The 18,245-nt window shown below is 56.8% G+C and carries 14 protein-coding genes; 5 read left to right on the forward strand and 9 right to left on the reverse strand.

All coding sequences use genetic code 11. The features are described 5' to 3' along the window. Nucleotides 1-38: 38 nt before the first annotated feature. Nucleotides 39-935 (reverse strand): glyoxalase III HchA, encoded by an 897-nt coding sequence (hchA, locus tag I6J23_RS01620; protein WP_204582270.1) that lies wholly within the window; start codon nt 933-935, stop codon nt 39-41. A 260-nt stretch (nt 936-1,195) separates the two neighbouring features. Next, a complete protein-coding gene (locus tag I6J23_RS01625) occupies nt 1,196-1,738 on the reverse strand; it encodes a YceI family protein (RefSeq protein WP_204582271.1) in 543 nt (180 codons plus the stop codon). Between the two features lie 270 nt (nt 1,739-2,008). On the opposite strand from I6J23_RS01625, the gene I6J23_RS01630 reads away from it, so the two are divergent. After that, nucleotides 2,009-4,951, forward strand: coding sequence for an FAD-binding and (Fe-S)-binding domain-containing protein (locus tag I6J23_RS01630; RefSeq protein WP_239454942.1), 2,943 nt, complete (start codon nt 2,009-2,011; stop codon nt 4,949-4,951). Nucleotides 4,952-5,124: 173 nt separating this feature from the next. Further along, on the forward strand, nt 5,125-6,156 hold the full coding sequence (locus I6J23_RS01635) for a hypothetical protein (RefSeq protein WP_204582273.1): 1,032 nt from the start codon (nt 5,125-5,127) through the stop codon (nt 6,154-6,156). 103 nt (nt 6,157-6,259) lie between these two features. On the opposite strand, the gene I6J23_RS01640 is transcribed toward I6J23_RS01635, so the two are convergent. Further along, the gene (locus I6J23_RS01640) at nt 6,260-7,207 is read right to left on the reverse strand and encodes an aminodeoxychorismate lyase (protein WP_239454943.1); all 948 of its coding nucleotides are present in this window, start codon (nt 7,205-7,207) and stop codon (nt 6,260-6,262) included. Between the two features lie 84 nt (nt 7,208-7,291). On the opposite strand from I6J23_RS01640, the gene I6J23_RS01645 reads away from it, so the two are divergent. Then, nucleotides 7,292-8,602 carry a YgfZ/GcvT domain-containing protein gene (locus tag I6J23_RS01645; protein WP_239454944.1) on the forward strand — a complete coding sequence of 437 codons (1,311 nt, stop codon included), beginning with the start codon at nt 7,292-7,294 and terminating at the stop codon, nt 8,600-8,602. 269 nt (nt 8,603-8,871) lie between these two features. Further along, on the forward strand, nt 8,872-9,054 hold the full coding sequence (locus I6J23_RS01650) for a DUF3073 domain-containing protein (RefSeq protein ID WP_012731053.1): 183 nt from the start codon (nt 8,872-8,874) through the stop codon (nt 9,052-9,054). A gap of 148 nt (nt 9,055-9,202) precedes the next feature. On the opposite strand, the gene purM is transcribed toward I6J23_RS01650, so the two are convergent. From purM to I6J23_RS01665, 3 genes are all read right to left on the reverse strand, one after another. Then, on the reverse strand, nt 9,203-10,315 hold the full coding sequence (gene purM / locus I6J23_RS01655; RefSeq protein ID WP_204582275.1) for a phosphoribosylformylglycinamidine cyclo-ligase: 1,113 nt from the start codon (nt 10,313-10,315) through the stop codon (nt 9,203-9,205). 207 nt (nt 10,316-10,522) lie between these two features. After that, nucleotides 10,523-11,992, reverse strand: a complete 1,470-nt coding sequence (gene purF / locus I6J23_RS01660) for an amidophosphoribosyltransferase (RefSeq protein WP_239455016.1) — start codon at nt 11,990-11,992, stop codon at nt 10,523-10,525. Nucleotides 11,993-12,290: 298 nt separating this feature from the next. Continuing rightward, complete coding sequence (locus I6J23_RS01665) at nt 12,291-12,665, reverse strand: sterol carrier family protein (protein WP_082089951.1); 375 nt, start codon at nt 12,663-12,665, stop codon at nt 12,291-12,293. 116 nt (nt 12,666-12,781) lie between these two features. On the opposite strand from I6J23_RS01665, the gene I6J23_RS01670 reads away from it, so the two are divergent. Further along, nucleotides 12,782-13,840 carry an acyl-CoA thioesterase gene (locus I6J23_RS01670; protein WP_046202020.1) on the forward strand — a complete coding sequence of 353 codons (1,059 nt, stop codon included), beginning with the start codon at nt 12,782-12,784 and terminating at the stop codon, nt 13,838-13,840. Nucleotides 13,841-13,981: 141 nt separating this feature from the next. Here I6J23_RS01670 and I6J23_RS01675 read toward each other — a convergent pair whose 3' ends face one another. The 3 genes from I6J23_RS01675 to I6J23_RS10885 form a co-directional block, all read right to left on the reverse strand. After that, nucleotides 13,982-16,468 carry an ArnT family glycosyltransferase gene (locus I6J23_RS01675; protein ID WP_204582277.1) on the reverse strand — a complete coding sequence of 829 codons (2,487 nt, stop codon included), beginning with the start codon at nt 16,466-16,468 and terminating at the stop codon, nt 13,982-13,984. Between the two features lie 215 nt (nt 16,469-16,683). Continuing rightward, a complete protein-coding gene (locus I6J23_RS10880; RefSeq protein WP_373369132.1) occupies nt 16,684-17,028 on the reverse strand; it encodes a hypothetical protein in 345 nt (114 codons plus the stop codon). A gap of 17 nt (nt 17,029-17,045) precedes the next feature. Continuing rightward, nucleotides 17,046-18,173, reverse strand: coding sequence for a glycosyltransferase (locus tag I6J23_RS10885; protein WP_430516396.1), 1,128 nt, complete (start codon nt 18,171-18,173; stop codon nt 17,046-17,048). Nucleotides 18,174-18,245: the final 72 nt, after the last annotated feature.

The raw sequence follows: 18,245 nt of genomic DNA on the forward strand, positions 1-18,245 counted from the left end.
GGCCGCGCGTAGCTACAGTGTTGGTAACTTAATTGCATCTAACCGTTAAATTTGTCCAACAAGGCGAGCGCCGCTTCTTTTCCTAAAGCGTTCGCAGCTAAAGGGCTATCTCCTGTGAGAAGATTTCTATCCCGCGTGGTTGCTCCGGACATATCCTCATTGGAAATGGTGATACCCGCTTCCTGGAGCTTCTCCCCCAGCTTCCACGGCATCTCGCCAGGTAAATAGCCAATCTCAATATTGGCACCGAAGTCGAGGGCATCCGGGAAAGCCACGACGCTGTACCCGGCGAAAGGATTCTCGTCCGCCCCGATACCTGCCGCTAAGAGAGCTGCCGGTCCGTGGCACAGCGTGATAATGAGCCGATCATTATTCAGGAAATAACGCAGGGCTTCGCCTACCGAACTGTCCGACGGCACACCATTCATGGCACCGTGACCACCTGGGATGAACACTGCGGCGTAATCGTCGAGTCCTTGAGCAACGACGTCGCTGAGCTTCTTGGGCTGTTTAAAAGCGCTTTTCGTTGCATCCCAGGCGTCGTTGACGGCGTCGTCCTTCGACGGGAACGCCCACCATTCGAATTTCGCTGGGCTGCCTGAGTTAGTCGCGACATCAACTCCGAACCCCGCTTTGTGCATGTGAAAGAGGGGAAGGAGCGTTTCCACGGGGTGATTGCCGGTAGAGAAGAACGTGCCGTTCTGCATCGGTAGGTAGCGCTCTTCGGTTGCAATAACGAGGACTTTCCACCGGCCACCGGTGTACGTGTCTTCGCTGGCGAGGCCGGAGAAGTCGGTCGTATCTGCGGTGTACTGCTCAAGGGAGTATGCCGAGGGGAAAAAGGCATTATCCTCCGCCGGATCAGGGGTTGGCTTGCGGTTATCGTCGGTCTTTGTTGCGTACTGTCGGACAAATTCCTTTGCTTTAGTAGCCATATCACTTTTCTACATAGAATGGCGAGATCGTGCCACCTGTAAAAAGTGTGCCCCCTACCAGTCGCGCATCCGCAATGATCAACGCGCAACAACGTACCAACGGTGTCGATATAGCGACAGAACCAACAACAGAAATAAAACGCCGGTGAGATACCACCACTGACGGGGTAACACCACCGGCAACATACCGCCGACGGGCATTCCGCCGGCGATGATTAGTTAGTTAAGCGCCCTCACTAACTATTGTTTCTTGGTTGCGCTTACTTCTTTATTGCGCTGATTTCTAATTCCAGCGCAACGGCGTCGGAAATTAATACTCCGCCAGTTTCCAGGGCCGCATTCCAGGACAATCCGAAGTCTTTTCGAGAAATGGTGATGGCACCTTCGAACCCAACGCGCACGTTGCCGAATGGATCTTTGGCCTCGCCGCCGAATTCAAACGGAATCGTCACAGATTGGGTGGTTCCTTTAATAGTAAGGTCCCCGGTAAGTTCCAGCGTGTCTCCTTTAATCTCCGCCGAGGTGGAGGTGAATGTTAACGTTGGGTTGTTTTCCACATCCAGGAAATCACCTGATTTGATGTGCTTATCACGGTCCTCATTACCAGTGGTAAAGGAATCGGCTTGTGCCGTCACATTCACCTTGATTGACGACGGATCGGTTGCATCGCCGGAGGCTTCCCCAGTGAAATCTGAGAACGATCCGCGAACTTTCGTCACCATGGCGTGGCGAACAACGAACCCTAAACGAGAGTGAGATGCGTCAATTTCGTAGGTTCCGTTGATGGTGGATAGGTTAGTCATTGTTTTCTCCTTTTTTAACCGCTTGACGGGTTGTGTCCATGCCACGTTATGTGACACATCAACTATATTGCTCACACTTTGGTGACTTGTCAACTAAATGGGGGAAGATATGGTGCAGAGGGCTCATCGACACGCGACGGATCGGCAGGCGGCTGCGGGCACATAGTCGGCAGCTGGACCCACTTTCATAAAGCATTTATGGGTGTGACGTGCCACGATCCACGACCACCAGTGCACGGATTTTTGGATTCTATTCCTAGACTAAGGACCATGACGACGACACATATGGATCCGACCTCAACCCCTGTCACTGAGGCGGAATCCCCCATCACTCATCCCCACGCCGATGAGGACCCACAATTCCGGCGTTTTCTGAACACCCTTCAAGCGGACGGCAAGGACCGTATCGACTACGCGGACGACGGGCTGTCCCGTATTGCGCAAGCGCACGATGCCTCGCACTACCTGCTTGTTCCGAAAGGGATCATGCGCCCCGACAGCGCTGACCAGGTCGCCCGCATCATGGCTGCCGCCGATCAATGCAACCTGCAGGTCAGCTTTCGAGCAGGAGGAACCAGCCTATCCGGACAGGCGACGACTGACGCTGTGATGGTCGATACCCGGCGACGGTTCCAAGACATCGAGGTCCTGGATAATGGCCGGAAAGTGCGCGTTCAACCCGGAGCGACGATCCAAATGGTTAACGCCTATCTGTCGCTATACAAACGGAAATTAGGGCCAGATCCTGCGTCGTCAAGTGCGTGCACGATCGGTGGAGTGGTGGCAAATAATTCATCAGGGATGCATTGCGGTACACAATTCAATACCTATCAGACGCTGGATTCCTTGGTATTTATTCTTCCTAGTGGAACGGTGATTAACTCAGCTGACCACGATGCTGAGCAACAGTTCCGCACGCAAGAGCCGGATTTGTTTGATGCTCTCGTTCAGATGCGCCGGCAGATTACGTCGAGTCCCGAGTTGGTGCGAAAAATCAAGCACCAGTATTCGATGAAGAACACCATGGGGTACGGCCTAAATTCGTTTTTAGACTATGAGTCCCCTCTTGATATTTTCACGCACCTCTTGATCGGTTCGGAAGGCACTCTGGCGTATATCGCCGAAGCTACCTTTAACACTTTGGAAGTAAAACCACGAGTTTCCACCGGATTGTTGGTTTTCTCTAATTTGATCGACGCATCGTCGGCGGTTCCTCAGCTGGTGGCGGATGGATTCCAGACTGCTGAGCTATTGGATGCTACGAGCCTCAAGGTGGCCCAGAGGACGGGGTCGGTAGCACGTTCAATTCGCGAGATCGATGTTAAGGATCACGCTGCGCTGCTGGTGGAGTTCACTGGAGACAGCGACGACGAGCTACACGACCGGTATTCGGCTGCGCTCCCCCATCTTGAATCAATGCCATTGGCAGTTCCACATGAGATGACGTCGGATAGAAAAGAACGGAATCTCTTGTGGTCAACGCGAAATAATTTGTATGCGGCCGTTGCTGGGGCAAGGCCGAGTGGAACGAATGCACTTTTGGAAGATGTTGTGGTGCCAGTCCAGGATTTGGGCCGCGCGTGCGATGATCTCACGCATCTTTTCCGGAATCATGATTATCCCGGTTCCGTCATTTTCGGTCATGCAAAAGACGGCAATGTTCACTTCCTCTTAAATGAACAATTTCGAGATGTGAAGAAACTCCAGCGGTATCAGCGTTTCACCGAGGATATGGTTGATGTCATTCTGGGTTATAACGGTTCGCTAAAGGCAGAGCATGGAACGGGGCGCATTATGGCTCCGTTTATTGAGCGCCAATTTGGTTCGGAGTTGTACCAGATTATGCGCCGGATTAAAGACGCGGCTGATCCGAAGCGAATGCTCAACCCCGGGGTTATTATTACCGACGATCCGCATGAGTACGTTGAGCATCTGAAGGTGGCTGACCGGATCGAGAAGGTGGCGGATCGGTGCGTCGAGTGCGGGTATTGCGAGCCGGTGTGCCCGTCACGAAACCTCACGTTGACGCCACGCCAACGGATTGTTGTGCGTCGTGAAATTGCTGCAGCGAAGAACCGCGGGGACACAAAGCTGGCCACGGAGTTGCAGGAGCGGTGGCAGTACGACGGGCAGGATACGTGCGCGGTGGACGGGATGTGCCTTACGCGGTGCCCGGTGGGGATCAACACAGGCGATTTGATCCGTCAGTTGCGCGCGGAAAGTGCTGGCAGTGTTGCCCAAAAGGGCTGGAAGGCGGCCGCACACGGGTGGAACCTGGGCGCCAAGGCTGGTTCGCTGGCAATGACTGCCGCGCATGCGGTTCCGTCGTCCCTGCCGACGGCTGCCACACGGGTTGCGCGGCAAGTGGTCGGCGATGACACGATGCCTCTCTATAAGAGTGCACTGCCCCAAGGCGGCCCTCTGCGCCACGATGTCTCCACCGACCACGCGGATTTTGTTTTCTTCCCCGCCTGTGTGAACGAGATGTTCGGTGGCATTGATGGCGACGGAAAGCGAGCAATGAATGCGACCAAGGCTTTCGAGGCGGTAGCGCAGCGTGCGGGCCTAACGTGGCGCACTCCGAACGGTATCGGTGGCATGTGCTGCGGTACACCGTGGAAGTCCAAGGGCATGCTGGAGGGCTACGAGGTCATGCGCACACGCGTGCTCTCTGGGCTGTGGGAGGCGTCGGAGGAAGGCCGGCTGCCGATCGTGTGCGATGCTGCCTCCTGCACAGAGGGCATTCAGGTCATGCGGGACACTGTTAAGAAGGCCGCGGCCTGTGACCCTAAATGGGAGAATGTGCAGGTGATGGATGCCGTCGAGTTCTGTGTGCGCTATCTGCTCCCCCACGTGGAAGCGAAGCGGCAGTTGGATTCTCTGGTGCTCCACCCCACGTGCTCGCTGACTCATTTAGGTCTTATCGACGAGATGTGCGCTATCGCGCGCGTTGTCGCCCGGAATGTGACGGTGCCGAAGCATTGGGGTTGCTGCGCGTATGCGGGTGACCGTGGGATGCTTCACCCTGAGTTAACGAAAAGCGCAACGCGAGCGGAGGCGCATGAGGTCAATGAGCGGCCGTACTCTGCTTACGCATCGATCAACCGGACGTGCGAGCAGGGGATGACCGAGGCTACCGGCCAGAATTACCAGAATCTGTTCCAGCTTCTGGAATGGGCGACGCGCCAAGAAAAGGTGGACGCGACGACCTAAGACGTGTGGTCGGCCTGGGAAGTGTGGTCGGTATTGGCGTAGCTCGTGGGCGTGCCCCTCGAAACTGTGGGATCCCTATAAGCCTCTAAACAGCGGAAATGCAGCTCTCCTAGCGGAGTCACACCGATCACAATTACTGGTTTTCAGTGTCAACTCGGGGTTAATGTCTAGGTATGCCTAATAATCAACGTGTTCGCGAAGACCTGTCCTCGGAAAAGCTTTTGACACGCAATATCCATCCCCCAAAATCTGCCTCGACGGACACCGAAAGACATCACCACTCCACATGTCGACGAGGCTTTTTGATACGCAACAAACGGTTAGGAATAGCGTTAGGACTGACTCTCGGTCTCGCTAGCACGCTCCTTACTCATGGGGCGGTAAGCGGGCGAACTCTAGGATCGGCACACGCAACTACTCCTGGCTATTCATCTATTCTTGGATATTCAAAACTCACGGATCAACCTGCAACTCCCCCTCTCTCCGCTCCAGAGTCTACGACAACCCGAGATCCGGGTACTGCTGAGATTATCGAGCGGAACGCAAAATACCAGGCCAATCACAATGATGGGGCTGGGAAGTCTAATTCAGTGCGGTGGGTGGATCGGACTACAACCTCACCCTTGGTACTCATTGCTCCCCATGCCACGACACATATTCGTGACGGCAAAAGGAAACCAGCTGACCTGTACACGGGCGGTATTACTGAGATTGTGGCTAACCGCACGGGTGCGTCGTCGTTAACAACCACGGGCACGGTTTCAGACTGGAATAAGAATTGGTCGACGCGGGATGATGAGTTCACACGAATCATCGATCGCCTCCCCAATAATGCCGTTATTGTCGAAATTCATGGGATGAAAGATACTTCGCTGGACGAACCTGTGTCTGCCGGCACAGGTGACGAACCATCGGAGTCGACGGACGCCATCGTTGGTGCTCTACAGGAAGAGTTCGATGGCCATGTGTCACAGAATAAGTTTGAGGCCGAGTCCGGCTACACTGTGACCGATTACCTGCAGAAAAAGGGGCACTCCGTCCTGCAGATTGAATTAAACCGTACCCTCCGTGACCCCGAATCTGGACAAGCTGGACAGACATTGGATCGGCTAACACGGGCGTTTTCCAAGGCGGCTGATCAATTCCCGCAGTTATCGACGACGCCCGAAGCGGATGGAGAAGAGCGTCTGCCGCATCTCACGTAAGCTTCGCGTGGATATTTTCCACCATGAGGAAATTACAGAGCCCCAGTTCAGTACACCGATAAGGACACGCTCCGTACAAAAACGACAAGGCCCCACCATGCCCTCACTCCCCGACAGCTTCGGCGGCAATCTCCTCAACCTCGTCGGCTGTATCTGGCCGGTCAAACTCGAACCCGTCCAAACTCAGTACCCGCGCAGCAACCCGTACTGAGGACACCAGCCACACACCATCAGCGGCTTTAAGATCATCAAGCGTGAGACGACGCTCCTCACAGGCCCAACCACGCTCCCGCGCAATGCCAAACATGGACGCTTGCGTGGTTCCTGCGAGAATCCCCGCGTCCGTTTTGGGCGTTATCATGCGGCGATCAGATACCGCAATCACAGTGGACGTCGGGCCCTCCAACACGGCGCCGTCGTCGGAAATGAAGATAACGTCGTCGAAATTATGCTCATGGGCATAGCGCAAGGCAGCCATATTCGCTGCATAGGACAATGTCTTCGCGCCAATCAGTGCCCATGGTGATCGCTCCGACAAGTCCAAGCGGAATCCTCGCTCCGCAGACATCACCTTGACACCTTCGCGACGGCTACGCTCAACTTCCTCCGACATCGGCGCTACCGTAATCCATCCCGTCGGCCGCCCCGTCGACTCGCGACCGCGGGATAATACCCACCGCAAGCCACAATCACGATCCGCAAGCTCCGGGTACTGCTTCTTCCACGACTTCACAGCCAAATCCGTCGCGCGAGCCCACAAATCCAGGTCCGGCTCCGGTAACCCCAGCATGGCAGCCGAACGACGAAACCGCTTCGCGTGCCGGTCCAGATTCCGGACACTTCCACCCCGGAGCATGAGCGTCTCGAAAATACCGTCGCCACGAACCGCGGCGAGGTCGTCGGCAAACAACAGTGGCTGGGACGAATCGTGAACACGGGGCTCCCGACTCAACGAATCCAAACCCGCGTGTAATACAGAGACAACGAGCAGCGGGTTCGTGCCGGGCGACCGGGGCGACAACGGCGGAAGCGCAGATGAAGCAGAAGACATATCCGTATTGTATGACGCCCCTGTGACATAACTGCGGCGAAACGTTTCATGATAACCACCACATTCCCGACTACACTGACACTCGTGGCCACCCGCGAAACTTCGAACACCAGCCAGACCCCCGGAGAAGCCCCCACTCCCCCGACGTATCAGAGCCCACTTCTCGACGCCATCGACGGAGCCGCCGACGCACCAGAGGGTCACCAACAACACGGTGTGGCCTGGCATTATGGAAACCCTCTTGGTGAACAACGCACATTTGAGAGATCCGCAGGGGTCGTCGACAGATCCCATCAACGGGTGCTCCAGATCAGTGGAGCAGACACATTATCGTGGCTGAACTCGCTGATCAGCCAAAAAATTGATGCGCTGGCTCCCGGCTCGACCACTCATGGGTTGATCTTGGACGCTAAGGGACACATCGAACACGCGTTCACTATCGTGCGACCTAAGGAATCTTCGCCCACTGGTTCCAACGAGCCCAGTGTCTACGTGATCTCCGAACCAGACACTTTCGACGCTCTTCAGACGTATCTGACCCAAATGGTCTTTTGGTCCGCAGTGAGCGTCCACGAAGCAGACCTTGCCCTCATTACCGTCATCGGTCCCGACACGTCGACAGTTATGGCCCAAGTCTTAGAAGGCCATCACGCTCCGAGCACGCCGGCGACCGCTACCCCGCCCGATACCCTTCCCAAAGGAACAATTACATTCACCGATCCCCTCGTCGGCACGGAAGATTCTGTCCATCTCTTGGTACCCAGACCTTCGCTGACCGACGCGTTCACGGCGCTCATCAATGCGGGGGCGAAAGCCACCGGGCTCATGGCCTACGAAGCAGAGCGCGTCAAAGCAGTCATTCCGGAGGTACACGCTGACCTCGACGATCGCACGGTGCCACATGAAATAGAAGCCTTTATCGGAACCCCCGCCAACGCGCCGACCCAACGGGCAACCGTCGACGACGGGTCCACGACCTCCTATGTTCACCTGAACAAAGGGTGCTATCGCGGGCAAGAGACGGTGTCGCGGATACAAAACCTCGGGCGACCGCCGCGGCTCCTGGTCAAACTCCAAGTCGACGGTTACTCAGCCCGCCGATCCGAACCAGGTGAGGCAATTACCTCTGGGAAACGAAAGGTCGGCCGAATCGGAACCGTCGTTGACGACTGCGACGAAGGGCCTATCGCCCTGGGGCTTGTCAAGCGGAGCATCGTCGAAAAGGTAATCGCTGGTGACGCAACCGGTGGGCCACAGTCTCCATCATCCACACCACCAACCCCTCTGGAGGTCGATGGCACCGCGCTCGCCATCGATCCCGACACCACTCACCTGGACGAAGCCCCCAAAGCAGGACGACAAGCCGTCGACAAGTTGCGCGGGAAAACGCCCTAACCTAGAAGCCCCTGAATTAACCACCCCACGCGCGCCGCTACACCAGACTCGCAGCGCCCCATGCCTTCACACTCCGGGCACCTACCCCGAATTTCTAGCCAATAAGGGCCCTGTGCGCTGCAATAACAGCGCAATTCGGCGACATCGCGTCCCCCTATGCAGAATTTTTCGTTCAGAACCGGTAGGGTATGGACAGGAAGAAACTATGAACTCGTCATGGGCCGGCGCAGGATTACCGCACCGGCCCGCTAACCCAAGGGGGTCAGACCATGGGTCGCGGCCGCGCCAAGGCAAAGCAAGCCAAGGTAGCACGTCAGTTGAAGTACAACTCACCTGAGATGGACCTCGAGCGCCTCCAGCGTGAACTGACCGGACAACGGGAAGAAGAAGACTCCCACGACAAGTGGGATCGTTGGGCAGAAGACGAGCCCGACGAAGACGACTGGCGCTAACTACTACTGGGGGCGTCTTTCCTGGACACGTCCAGCACACCTCACCCCCAGAACAACCCGACGAAAACCTAGGCCAGCGCGGCACAGCTGAGCTGGCCATTTTCGTATGCCCAGATGATCGGGCACACTTTCCGCGTTTTACCCCGACCTACGCCTGCGGGTGATCCCCGACCAGAACCGCGCGGTCCTGCTCACCATCGCCCGCAACACGCACCCGGCCTAAGGTCCAACAGTCCACATGGCGAGCGGTCAACAGCGCCTGAGCACGATCGGCCTCATCCGCGCTCACCACGGCGACCATACCGACACCCATGTTGAACGTCTTCTCCATTTCTGCGTCCGACACAGAGCCCAACTCCGCGATCAACCGGAAAATCGGATTCGGCGTCCACGACGCCCGATCCATCTCCGCGACCAGCCCGTCCGGAATCACACGCGCCATATTGCCCGCGAGTCCGCCACCGGTCACATGGCACAACGTGTGTGTCTCGCACTCCTGAATAAGCTCTACACAATCCAACGCATAGATCCGCGTCGGCTCTAGAAGCTCCTCGCCCAATGGCCGGTCAAGCTCTTCGACAACCCCATCAAGCGGTAGGCCGGCGTCCTCCAGCAGAATCCTTCTGGCCAGCGAATATCCATTCGAGTGAAGCCCCGACGATGCCATTCCAATAATGACATCACCATCCCGGACCTTATCGGGCCCCAACACATCCGCCGCCTCCACGACGCCCACACCGGTCGCGGAAATGTCGTACTCACCAGGCTCCATCACACCGGGATGCTCGGCGGTCTCACCACCCAGCAACGCGCACCCCGCCATCTGACAGCCCTGAGCAATACCGCCGACGATCTGCGCCACGTGCTCCGGAATCACCTTGCCGATGGCGATATAATCCTGCAAAAACAGAGGCTCCGCACCGCACACTACAAGATCATCGACGACCATCGCCACCAGATCCTGGCCAATCGTGTCATGCTTATCCATCGCCTGGGCCACAGCGAGCTTCGTACCCACACCGTCCGATGAGGCAGCCAACAGAGGCTCCTTATATTTGCCCAACGCAAAAAGCCCGGCAAAACCACCTAGGCCACCACGAACCTCTGGCCTAGTCGCCTTCTTGGCTAATGGTGCAAATAGCTCAACAGCCCTGTCCCCTGCCTCGATATCCACACCCGCCTGGGCATACGATGTGCCCTCGGAAGGAGCCGCCGATGTATCGTCGCCACTCTCCGTGTTGTCTACCTCATGAGCATTCATATTGTGTATATCGCTTCCTCGCTAAATAAATGTCGGTCTCACTAAAATTAATATAACCTTGGGCAATTAATCACGATTATCGTCACGACAACGCGATCAACATGAAACTAAGCGTGTCACACACGTACACGGAGGGTTTCGACTGCCAGCACCACCGCTACCGTCACCGCCTAGCCCACCGCCGCTTGGCCAGAGCCCATCGCCCGCTCAGAGTCCGCCCGGCGCGGTGTGTTCTTGCAGGTCACGCACCGCACCCGCCTTGCGGCCAATATCGGGTAACCCGAGTGGGTAATGGCCATCGAAGCAGGCGCAACACAGTTCCGATCTCTGCTGGCGTGACGCGGCCACCATGTTTTCCACCGACACGTAGGCCAGGGAATCCGCGCCGATCGAGGCACGCACTCCCTCCACGACATCGTCTGGATCAAAGTCATTAGCCACCAGTTCGTCTGGGGAAGCAAAGTCGATCCCATAAAAACATGGCCACTTTACCGGCGGAGAAGCAATGCGAACATGAATCTCGGCCGCTCCAGCGTCGCGAAGCATCTTCACCAAGGCGCGCTGGGTATTGCCTCGCACGATGGAATCGTCGACAACGATCAGCCTTTTCCCACGGATAACTTCGCGTAACGGGTTGAGCTTCAGGCGGATACCCAACTGACGGATGGTCTGCGAGGGCTCAATAAACGTGCGGCCCACATAGGCGTTTTTCGTCAGCCCCTCTCCGAAAGGAATGCCCGAACCTTGCGCATAACCAACGGCCGCCGGTGTCCCCGATGAAGGCACGGGGATCACCAAATCGCCCTCCACCGGAGCTTCCTCGGCGAGACGCCGGCCAATTTCCACGCGCGTCGCATTGACTGCGCGGCCGCGGATCGTCGAATCCGGGCGGGCCAAATACACATACTCGAACACGCACCCGCGGTGCTGCGCGCGGGCGAAATGGTGCGAATGCACGCCGTCGTCGTCGATAATAAGAAATTCTCCCGGCTCGACCTCTCGGACGAAGCGAGCACCGACGATATCCAGGGCACAAGTTTCCGACGCCACAACCCAGCCGCGTTCCAGGCGACCCAGGCAGAGGGGGCGCACACCGTGGGGATCGCGAGCGGCGTAGAGCTTTTCGCCATCGGTGAATGTCAGACAGAAGGCGCCACGAAGACGGGGAAGAAGCTCCTGAGCCGACTGGACCAACGAGGTGTCCTCATCGTGGTAGTACGCGAGCAACGCGCACATGACGTCGGAGTCGGTCGGGTCCGACGCGGGGTCAATCAAGCCATATGCTGCCGCTTCCCGGCGCAACTCGCCCTGATTGATGAGGTTTCCGTTATGTCCGAGGGCGACGTCGCCACCGCTGCGCGCCGTGCGGAACATGGGTTGGGCATGCTCCCAACGGACACCGCCAGCCGTGGAATATCGCGTGTGGCCGATGGCCACATGGCCTCTGAGGGCCGACAAGGTGGGCTCATCGAAAACTTGCGATACCAAGCCGAGATCTTTGAAGACCAGAATTTGCTGCCCATCTCCGACACCGATCCCCGCTGCTTCTTGTCCCCGGTGTTGCAGAGCGTACAAACCGTAGTAGGTGAGCTTTGCCGTCTCCTCCCCTGGCGCGTAGACCCCGAAAACGCCACATTCTTCGCGCGGCTCGGTTTCACCGCGATCATCGAGGTTGATTGGTGCGAATCCCCCACTAGGTACACCGGAATCGGCCCCCCAGGGCCTGGTCGTGAACGGCTCGCTCGAGGTGGGGGCATCGGCCTCTACACACCACGGATCTACACAATCAGTGCGCGACACGACTCCCACTGTAATAACAATTGCTGGTTTTCCCAACTAAATCCCAACTCAATCGCCACGATGCGGAGTGCAAAGGCGCGTGGGGCCGCGAGATTGCGCGATACGGATGGAGAAACGGAGTTGCATGGAGCGTAACCGCGGGAAAGTTCCGCCGGCAACAGGCTTTATCCGACCACTACCGGACCTGAGGCAACCAGCGCGACACCTCCGCCGCACGAGAACCTGAGAATTCCACCTCGGAACTGCAACTCTCCCACTCCACAATCCCCAGTGCGAGCTGAATCCACGTGAGGCCGTCGGTTTCCACCACATTGGGCGGAGTTCCCCTAGTATGCCGTGGCCCCTCGATGCACTGCACAGCCGCAAATGGAGGAACACGAACTTCCACGCTATGGCCCGGCGCGTCAGCCTCTAACGCTTTTAGGCTCGCGCGGACCGCTCGGGCAATCACACTCCGAGGAGGGCGTTCTACGTTCTGCGGATCCGTCGCCCAGGGCCTTACCTGTTCCAGGTCCGCCACTAGTTGCTGCGCATCAATTCTCTTAGTCACGCACTAACTGTACTGCCAACCCTTACAATGCAAGAGTTACGTAGTTCACTGCCCGATTGTTCGCTGCCCGTTTTTGCGGGATACACATAAACATCGAAGCATCGACGAAGGAAACCATGACAACTAAGGACACACAACACACCACTGACACCGAAGAACGTGGAAAGACTGCCGAGAAGCCCCACGCGACTGGCCGACGCAACAATAGCGTCACACTGCGGTTCCTTGCAGCCCCCAACGACATCCTGCTCGCGGGTGCGATGGGCGTCCACGGTGGGCGCGTTCTCGAGTGGATCGACAAAGCTGCCTACGCGTGCGCTGTCGGGTGGTCCGGAGCCTACTGCGTCACGGCATACGTCGGGCACATCCACTTCACCCGCCCGATACCATCCGGGCATCTCGTCGAGGTGAAATCCACCATCGCCTACACAGGGCGATCGTCGATGCACATTGTCAACGAAGTCTATTCCGCCGACCCGCGTGACGGATCGTTTAGCCGCGCCTGCGACTGCCTGGTCATCTTCGTCGCTTTGGACGAGCACGGAAAATCCATACCCGTCCCCACCTGGACACCCACCACAGAGGAAGAGATCCGAGTTCGGGACGCCGCCCTCTCCCGCGTTGATCTCCGCAAAGCTATCGAAGAGGAGATGCTGAAACAAACATATACCGACAATTCGACGGCCCCTGAGCTGGTCACCCGCTTTATGGCTAAACCACAAGATGTCAACTGGGGTGGCAAAGTCCACGGCGGCACCGCCATGGCATGGATCGACGAAGCAGCCACCGCCTGCACAATGGAATTCGCTGGGCATCGCACTGTCGCGGTCTATGCGGGAGGAATCCGGTTCTATCGGCCGATCCAGATCGGAGACCTTATTGAAGCCGACGCCCGAATCATCCGCACCGATACGCGTTCCATGCAAACTAGTGTTCACGTTTATGCTGGCGACCCGCGGGAAGGCCGCAGCGGGATGAAACTAGCGATCCACGCCTCAGCCGCCTATATGGGAATCGATGAGGACGGTAACCCACTGACTGCACGCCACTTCACTCCCACCACGGAAGAAGATAAGCGCCTGGCCGAACACGCAGAAACACTCCGTAATCTGCGCGCCGAGTACTCCCCCCACCCGCTTGTGCCGCACAATCCGATATCGCGACGGATTCAATAACGCGTTCAATAACACCCGAGGAAGAAATTCGGGGCTGTGACGGCGTCGATTCCCTAAAACCAGGGCAACCCCGGGACGCCGGCAGGGGCGCCTGAAGCGGCCCCCAGAGTGCCCATCTCAAATGCCTGCAATCACTGAGCTTTATGAGCTCTTCTCTTGAGTGAGGTCATAAACGGTCACACCGTCGATGGAAGTAGCAGTGAAGTGTTCCTTCACCCACGACGTGATCTCACTGTTCCCACCAGGTGCACCGCCCTGACCGGAATCAGCAATGAAGAAGTGAATCTTTTTCTCCGATACCAATTTCTTAAACTGATCCAACGTAGGAGCATCATCACTACCGCTGAAACCACCGATAGGCATAACATCCGTATCAGTAGCCAACTGGTAGCTGGCTGCACCTTGCGAACCAATCGTCGCCGCGGACCACTTATACTTACCGGAATCTTCTTTCAGCTTGTTTTTCAGAGTCTCACTGACAGTCATCTGACCCGGACCACCCGGCGACGACGCTCCACCCTGCTTACCAGCTGAAGCCGACGACCCACCTGATCCATTCGGCGAACCTGATCCATTCGGCGAAGCGCCCGGCATACTGTTACTTGACTTATCCGTCGTCGTGCCAGCACCGCCAGGCCCCCCAGGCATGCCCTGACCATTGCCACCGTTCGGTGGAGTTCCGCCGCCATTCGGAGCAGCACCGCCACGGCCACCGTTCTGACCATTACTGGGCGCCTGGCCAGGCGAGGAAGCACCATCTTGGCCGTTGGCACCAGATTGTCCATCGGAACCTTGTCCATCGGAACCTTGTCCGTCGGCGCCACCTTGGCCGCCGAGACCGCCACCACCTGGGCCTCCCATGCCGGAATCAGATTTCGGCCCAGCTGCGACGACCGAACCGGTATTTGCGTGAGCGATGGTGTACGCACTGTACGCACTCGGCCCCGCAAGCATCGCGGCTGCGACAATACCGACGACGCCCACTCGGAACGACAAAGCACGTGTGGAAAGCGTCGAAGACGCGGATCCATCAGCGTGCCGACGAGCTCCTGCCGTGGACACCCACGGCAAAGCGAACCATCCCGCTGCACCGATGACCGTGGCGACGAGAATAGCCCACGGTAACCACGTCGGGAATGAATCGGACGCACGACGAAGGACACCGAATCCCGTCACACCGGACGCGAGGATAGCGACGGCGCTCACAGCACGAACCCACAGGCGATCACGGTGCTGCCATGCATCGGCAGCGCCCATGCCGACCAGTCCAGCCATCGGAGGAACCATAGCCACGGTGTAGTACTGGTGCATCGTGCCCTCCATGAAGCTGAACGTCCCGGCACACATGAGCAGCCAGACGCCGAGCCCGATGTACAGGCCACGCTTCGTATTTTTTAGCGGTGCTCGCCCGCACAGGACTATCCCCATCACGAGGGCGATCAGCGCTGCAACGAATAGCCACGTAGCTTGGCCACCTAACTGTTGGTTAAACAGGCGGAGGATGCTCGGTTCACCAGAGAACGTCGGGCCACCGTGGCCACCACCTCCCGGGGATCCGCCTTGCGGCATGTTTGCCATCTGCCCCGAGTTCCCAGCCTGTGCCATGCCGTTACTGGCAGCAGAGGCTGCGCCCTGAACAGCGTCGGAACCAGAACTGACCCCTTGGCCGGCGCCATCGGGACTACCACCTGCGCCACCGCCGGGGGCACTGCCGTTGCCGCTGAGCCGGCTGAATCCGTTATATCCGAGGGTCAATTCCCAAATAGAGTTATTGGTCGAGCCACCGATATAGGGCCGTGACGATGATGGCCACACAGCCACTGCCACGATGTACCAGCCAGCGGAGACGACCATGGCGGCCACGGTGGCAAGGCTTTGCCCCAGCTTGACCTTCCAGGAACGCGGGGAAACCACCGCTAAGAGGACGACGAGCGCAGGAATGATCAACAAAACTTCGCCCTGCTTAGCCAAGAAGCCGAGACCGACGAAGACGCCGGTTAACACAGCCCAGCGCCATTTACCGCTCTCCACGCAGCGCATGGCCGCCCAAACAGAACATGTCATGAGGAGGACGAGCATCGCGTCGGGGTTATTGAAGCGGAACATCAGCACCGCGACTGGGGTGGTGGCCAGCACGATCCCCGACACAAAGCCCGCTGTCGACCCGGCATAGCGACGGACCGTAGCCCACAGGACGGCAACGGAACCCACACCAAGAAGGGCGTATGGCACCAGGACGGACCAAGAATTTAACCCAAAAATCTTGATGGCTAATGCCGAAGGCCACAAAGATAGTGGAGTTTTATCCACGGTAATTGTGTTACCCCAGTCCGATGAACCGAAAAGAAATGCGGTCCAATTCTTCGACCCAGCTTGGCTAGCAGCAGCATAAAAGTCATTGCCATAGCTGTTGTTATCCAGTTCCCACACGAAAAGAAATGCTGAGCCTATTACTAAGGCTATGAATCCAGCCAACTCTTTTCCGCGCGGGAAGCCCTGAACCTCGGAACAAATCCCCGACTTTTTGTTTCTATCTTGTGTTTTCGGACCCTGCGGAACGTTGGCGTGATGCTGTCTGTGATTTTTTGTCTCACTATGACTGCCACCAGCTCCTTTCACCATACTCATCGTCATTTCATTCTCCTCATTCTCACCACATCATTTCCACACCATCTGCACACTTCATCATGTTTCATGTGAATTTCCTTATTCTTTAATCCAGCGGGTCATTACACGGTCTTTTCGTGAACCCAACAACTTCCTAGGAATCCGATTGAACGCACCCTGCAATGGATATTTTCCTGTCGTATATGTCTGCCATTTTGCTTCCGTTAACACGTGGTTTACCTTCCGCTGCCGATGCGACGTCGGTGTCGGAATGAATAGAAGTACGCACGTAAAGCAACAAAACGGATGACTGTGGCGACGACGTTGGCCACTGTCAAGACGATCAACTCTGTCGTTGCCGAGGCATCAGGATTCACCCACGACAAGCCCACGAGGGATAACGACGTGACCAACCAACACACAACAAAAATAAACAAACCGCTCAGCTGATCTTTGGCCACGTTTTTTCGGCCAGATATGCCAAAGGTGAATGCCCTATTGGCAGCAGTATTTAGAACTGCAGTGATCAGAAGGCAAAGAAAATTGTTTACTTGTGCAGGCAAAAACGCCGAGAAAGCCAAGTAGAGAACGGCATACGCTACCGTCGAGGCGATTCCGACAATGCCGAATCGCCAGACATGCCTAAAAAACTTTGCTTGGGATCCGGCCGACCCGTCACCCCCTCCAACACCGGAGGCTCAGATGCTCTCGAAGAGCGGCGGAATGAATCGAGATTAATCCGATGAGACGCAATATTTCGTCTCACTCTCCACATTCCGCGTAAATCCTGTAATGCAGTTTCGACGACATTAACGCGCGAATCAGGGTCATCGGTCCAATCTACGGGGACCTCATGAATCCGGTACCCAGCTTTTTCTGCGAGGAGCAACACTTCGGTATCAAAGAACCAATTCGGGTCTTCAACATGAGGCAGAATGGCGCGGGCAACGTCGGTACGCATTGCTTTAAAACCACACTGGGCGTCAGAAAAGTGTGCTGACATCATGAGACGAAGCATGTGGTTATATGTCCGCGAGATAAACTCACGTTTTGAACCACGAACAACATTGGCTGAGCGAGCTAACCGTGAACCAATAGCAATATCGGAATGGTCAGAAACCAAAGGCGCTAATAACGGAAGCAAAGCATGCAAATCGGTTGAGAGATCTACATCCATATAAGCCACAACATCACATTGCGACTCCAACCACACCTTCTTCAGCATCCGCCCTCGGCCTTTTTGGTCCAAGTGAACCCGACGAACCGACGGCAGCTGGCGCTCCAACTCCCCCGCAACAATCCACGTGTTATCAATGGACGCATTATCAGCAATCGTGACCATCGTCGTGAATGGCACCAGGCTCGACAGGCTCTTTACCAAGTGAGTGACGGACGTGGGCAAGGACGTCGCCTCGTTGTACACGGGAATGACGATCTCCACTGTGGTCTGGCGCGGATCTGTTGGGTTATAGGACCCAGCTTTCCCCTGAGCTGAGTCACCCGGCGCGGCGAGTGCGGTCTCCTGTGCGATGGTGGACACTCGGAAGTCAGCTGAGTTCTCCGACATGGCACGGGAATTCAACGTGGACAAAGCGGGGTGGGTTTCGCCAACGGAGACTCCCCCGGCGACGGCACGGGGTTGAGATGGCTGTGCCGTCGGTGCGAAGGAGCCAGTCTCGATACTCGGATTCTTGGACTTACTGGTATACAGCGCATGAAATGTCATGGCTTATACTCAAGTATTCTCCGCTGGGAGGTTTGGAAAAATAACCTTCAGAATATCTGTCACGGAAAACTT

It is taken from the genome of Corynebacterium kroppenstedtii (assembly GCF_016894245.1).
Taxonomy (GTDB): Bacteria; Actinomycetota; Actinomycetes; order Mycobacteriales; family Mycobacteriaceae; genus Corynebacterium.

Bases quoted from the DNA above. Each gene is read 5' to 3' on its own strand.
- hchA (WP_204582270.1), bottom strand. From the start codon at position 935: ATGGCTACTAAAGCAAAGGAATTTGTCCGACAGTACGCAACAAAGACC.
- I6J23_RS01625 (WP_204582271.1), bottom strand. From the start codon at position 1,738: ATGACTAACCTATCCACCATCAACGGAACCTACGAAATTGACGCATCT.
- I6J23_RS01630 (WP_239454942.1), top strand. From the start codon at position 2,009: ATGACGACGACACATATGGATCCGACCTCAACCCCTGTCACTGAGGCG.
- I6J23_RS01635 (WP_204582273.1), top strand. From the start codon at position 5,125: ATGCCTAATAATCAACGTGTTCGCGAAGACCTGTCCTCGGAAAAGCTT.
- I6J23_RS01640 (WP_239454943.1), bottom strand. From the start codon at position 7,207: ATGTCTTCTGCTTCATCTGCGCTTCCGCCGTTGTCGCCCCGGTCGCCC.
- I6J23_RS01650 (WP_012731053.1), top strand. From the start codon at position 8,872: ATGGGTCGCGGCCGCGCCAAGGCAAAGCAAGCCAAGGTAGCACGTCAG.
- purM (WP_204582275.1), bottom strand. From the start codon at position 10,315: ATGAATGCTCATGAGGTAGACAACACGGAGAGTGGCGACGATACATCG.
- I6J23_RS01670 (WP_046202020.1), top strand. From the start codon at position 12,782: ATGACAACTAAGGACACACAACACACCACTGACACCGAAGAACGTGGA.
- I6J23_RS01675 (WP_204582277.1), bottom strand. From the start codon at position 16,468: ATGAGTATGGTGAAAGGAGCTGGTGGCAGTCATAGTGAGACAAAAAAT.
- I6J23_RS10885 (WP_430516396.1), bottom strand. From the start codon at position 18,173: ATGACATTTCATGCGCTGTATACCAGTAAGTCCAAGAATCCGAGTATC.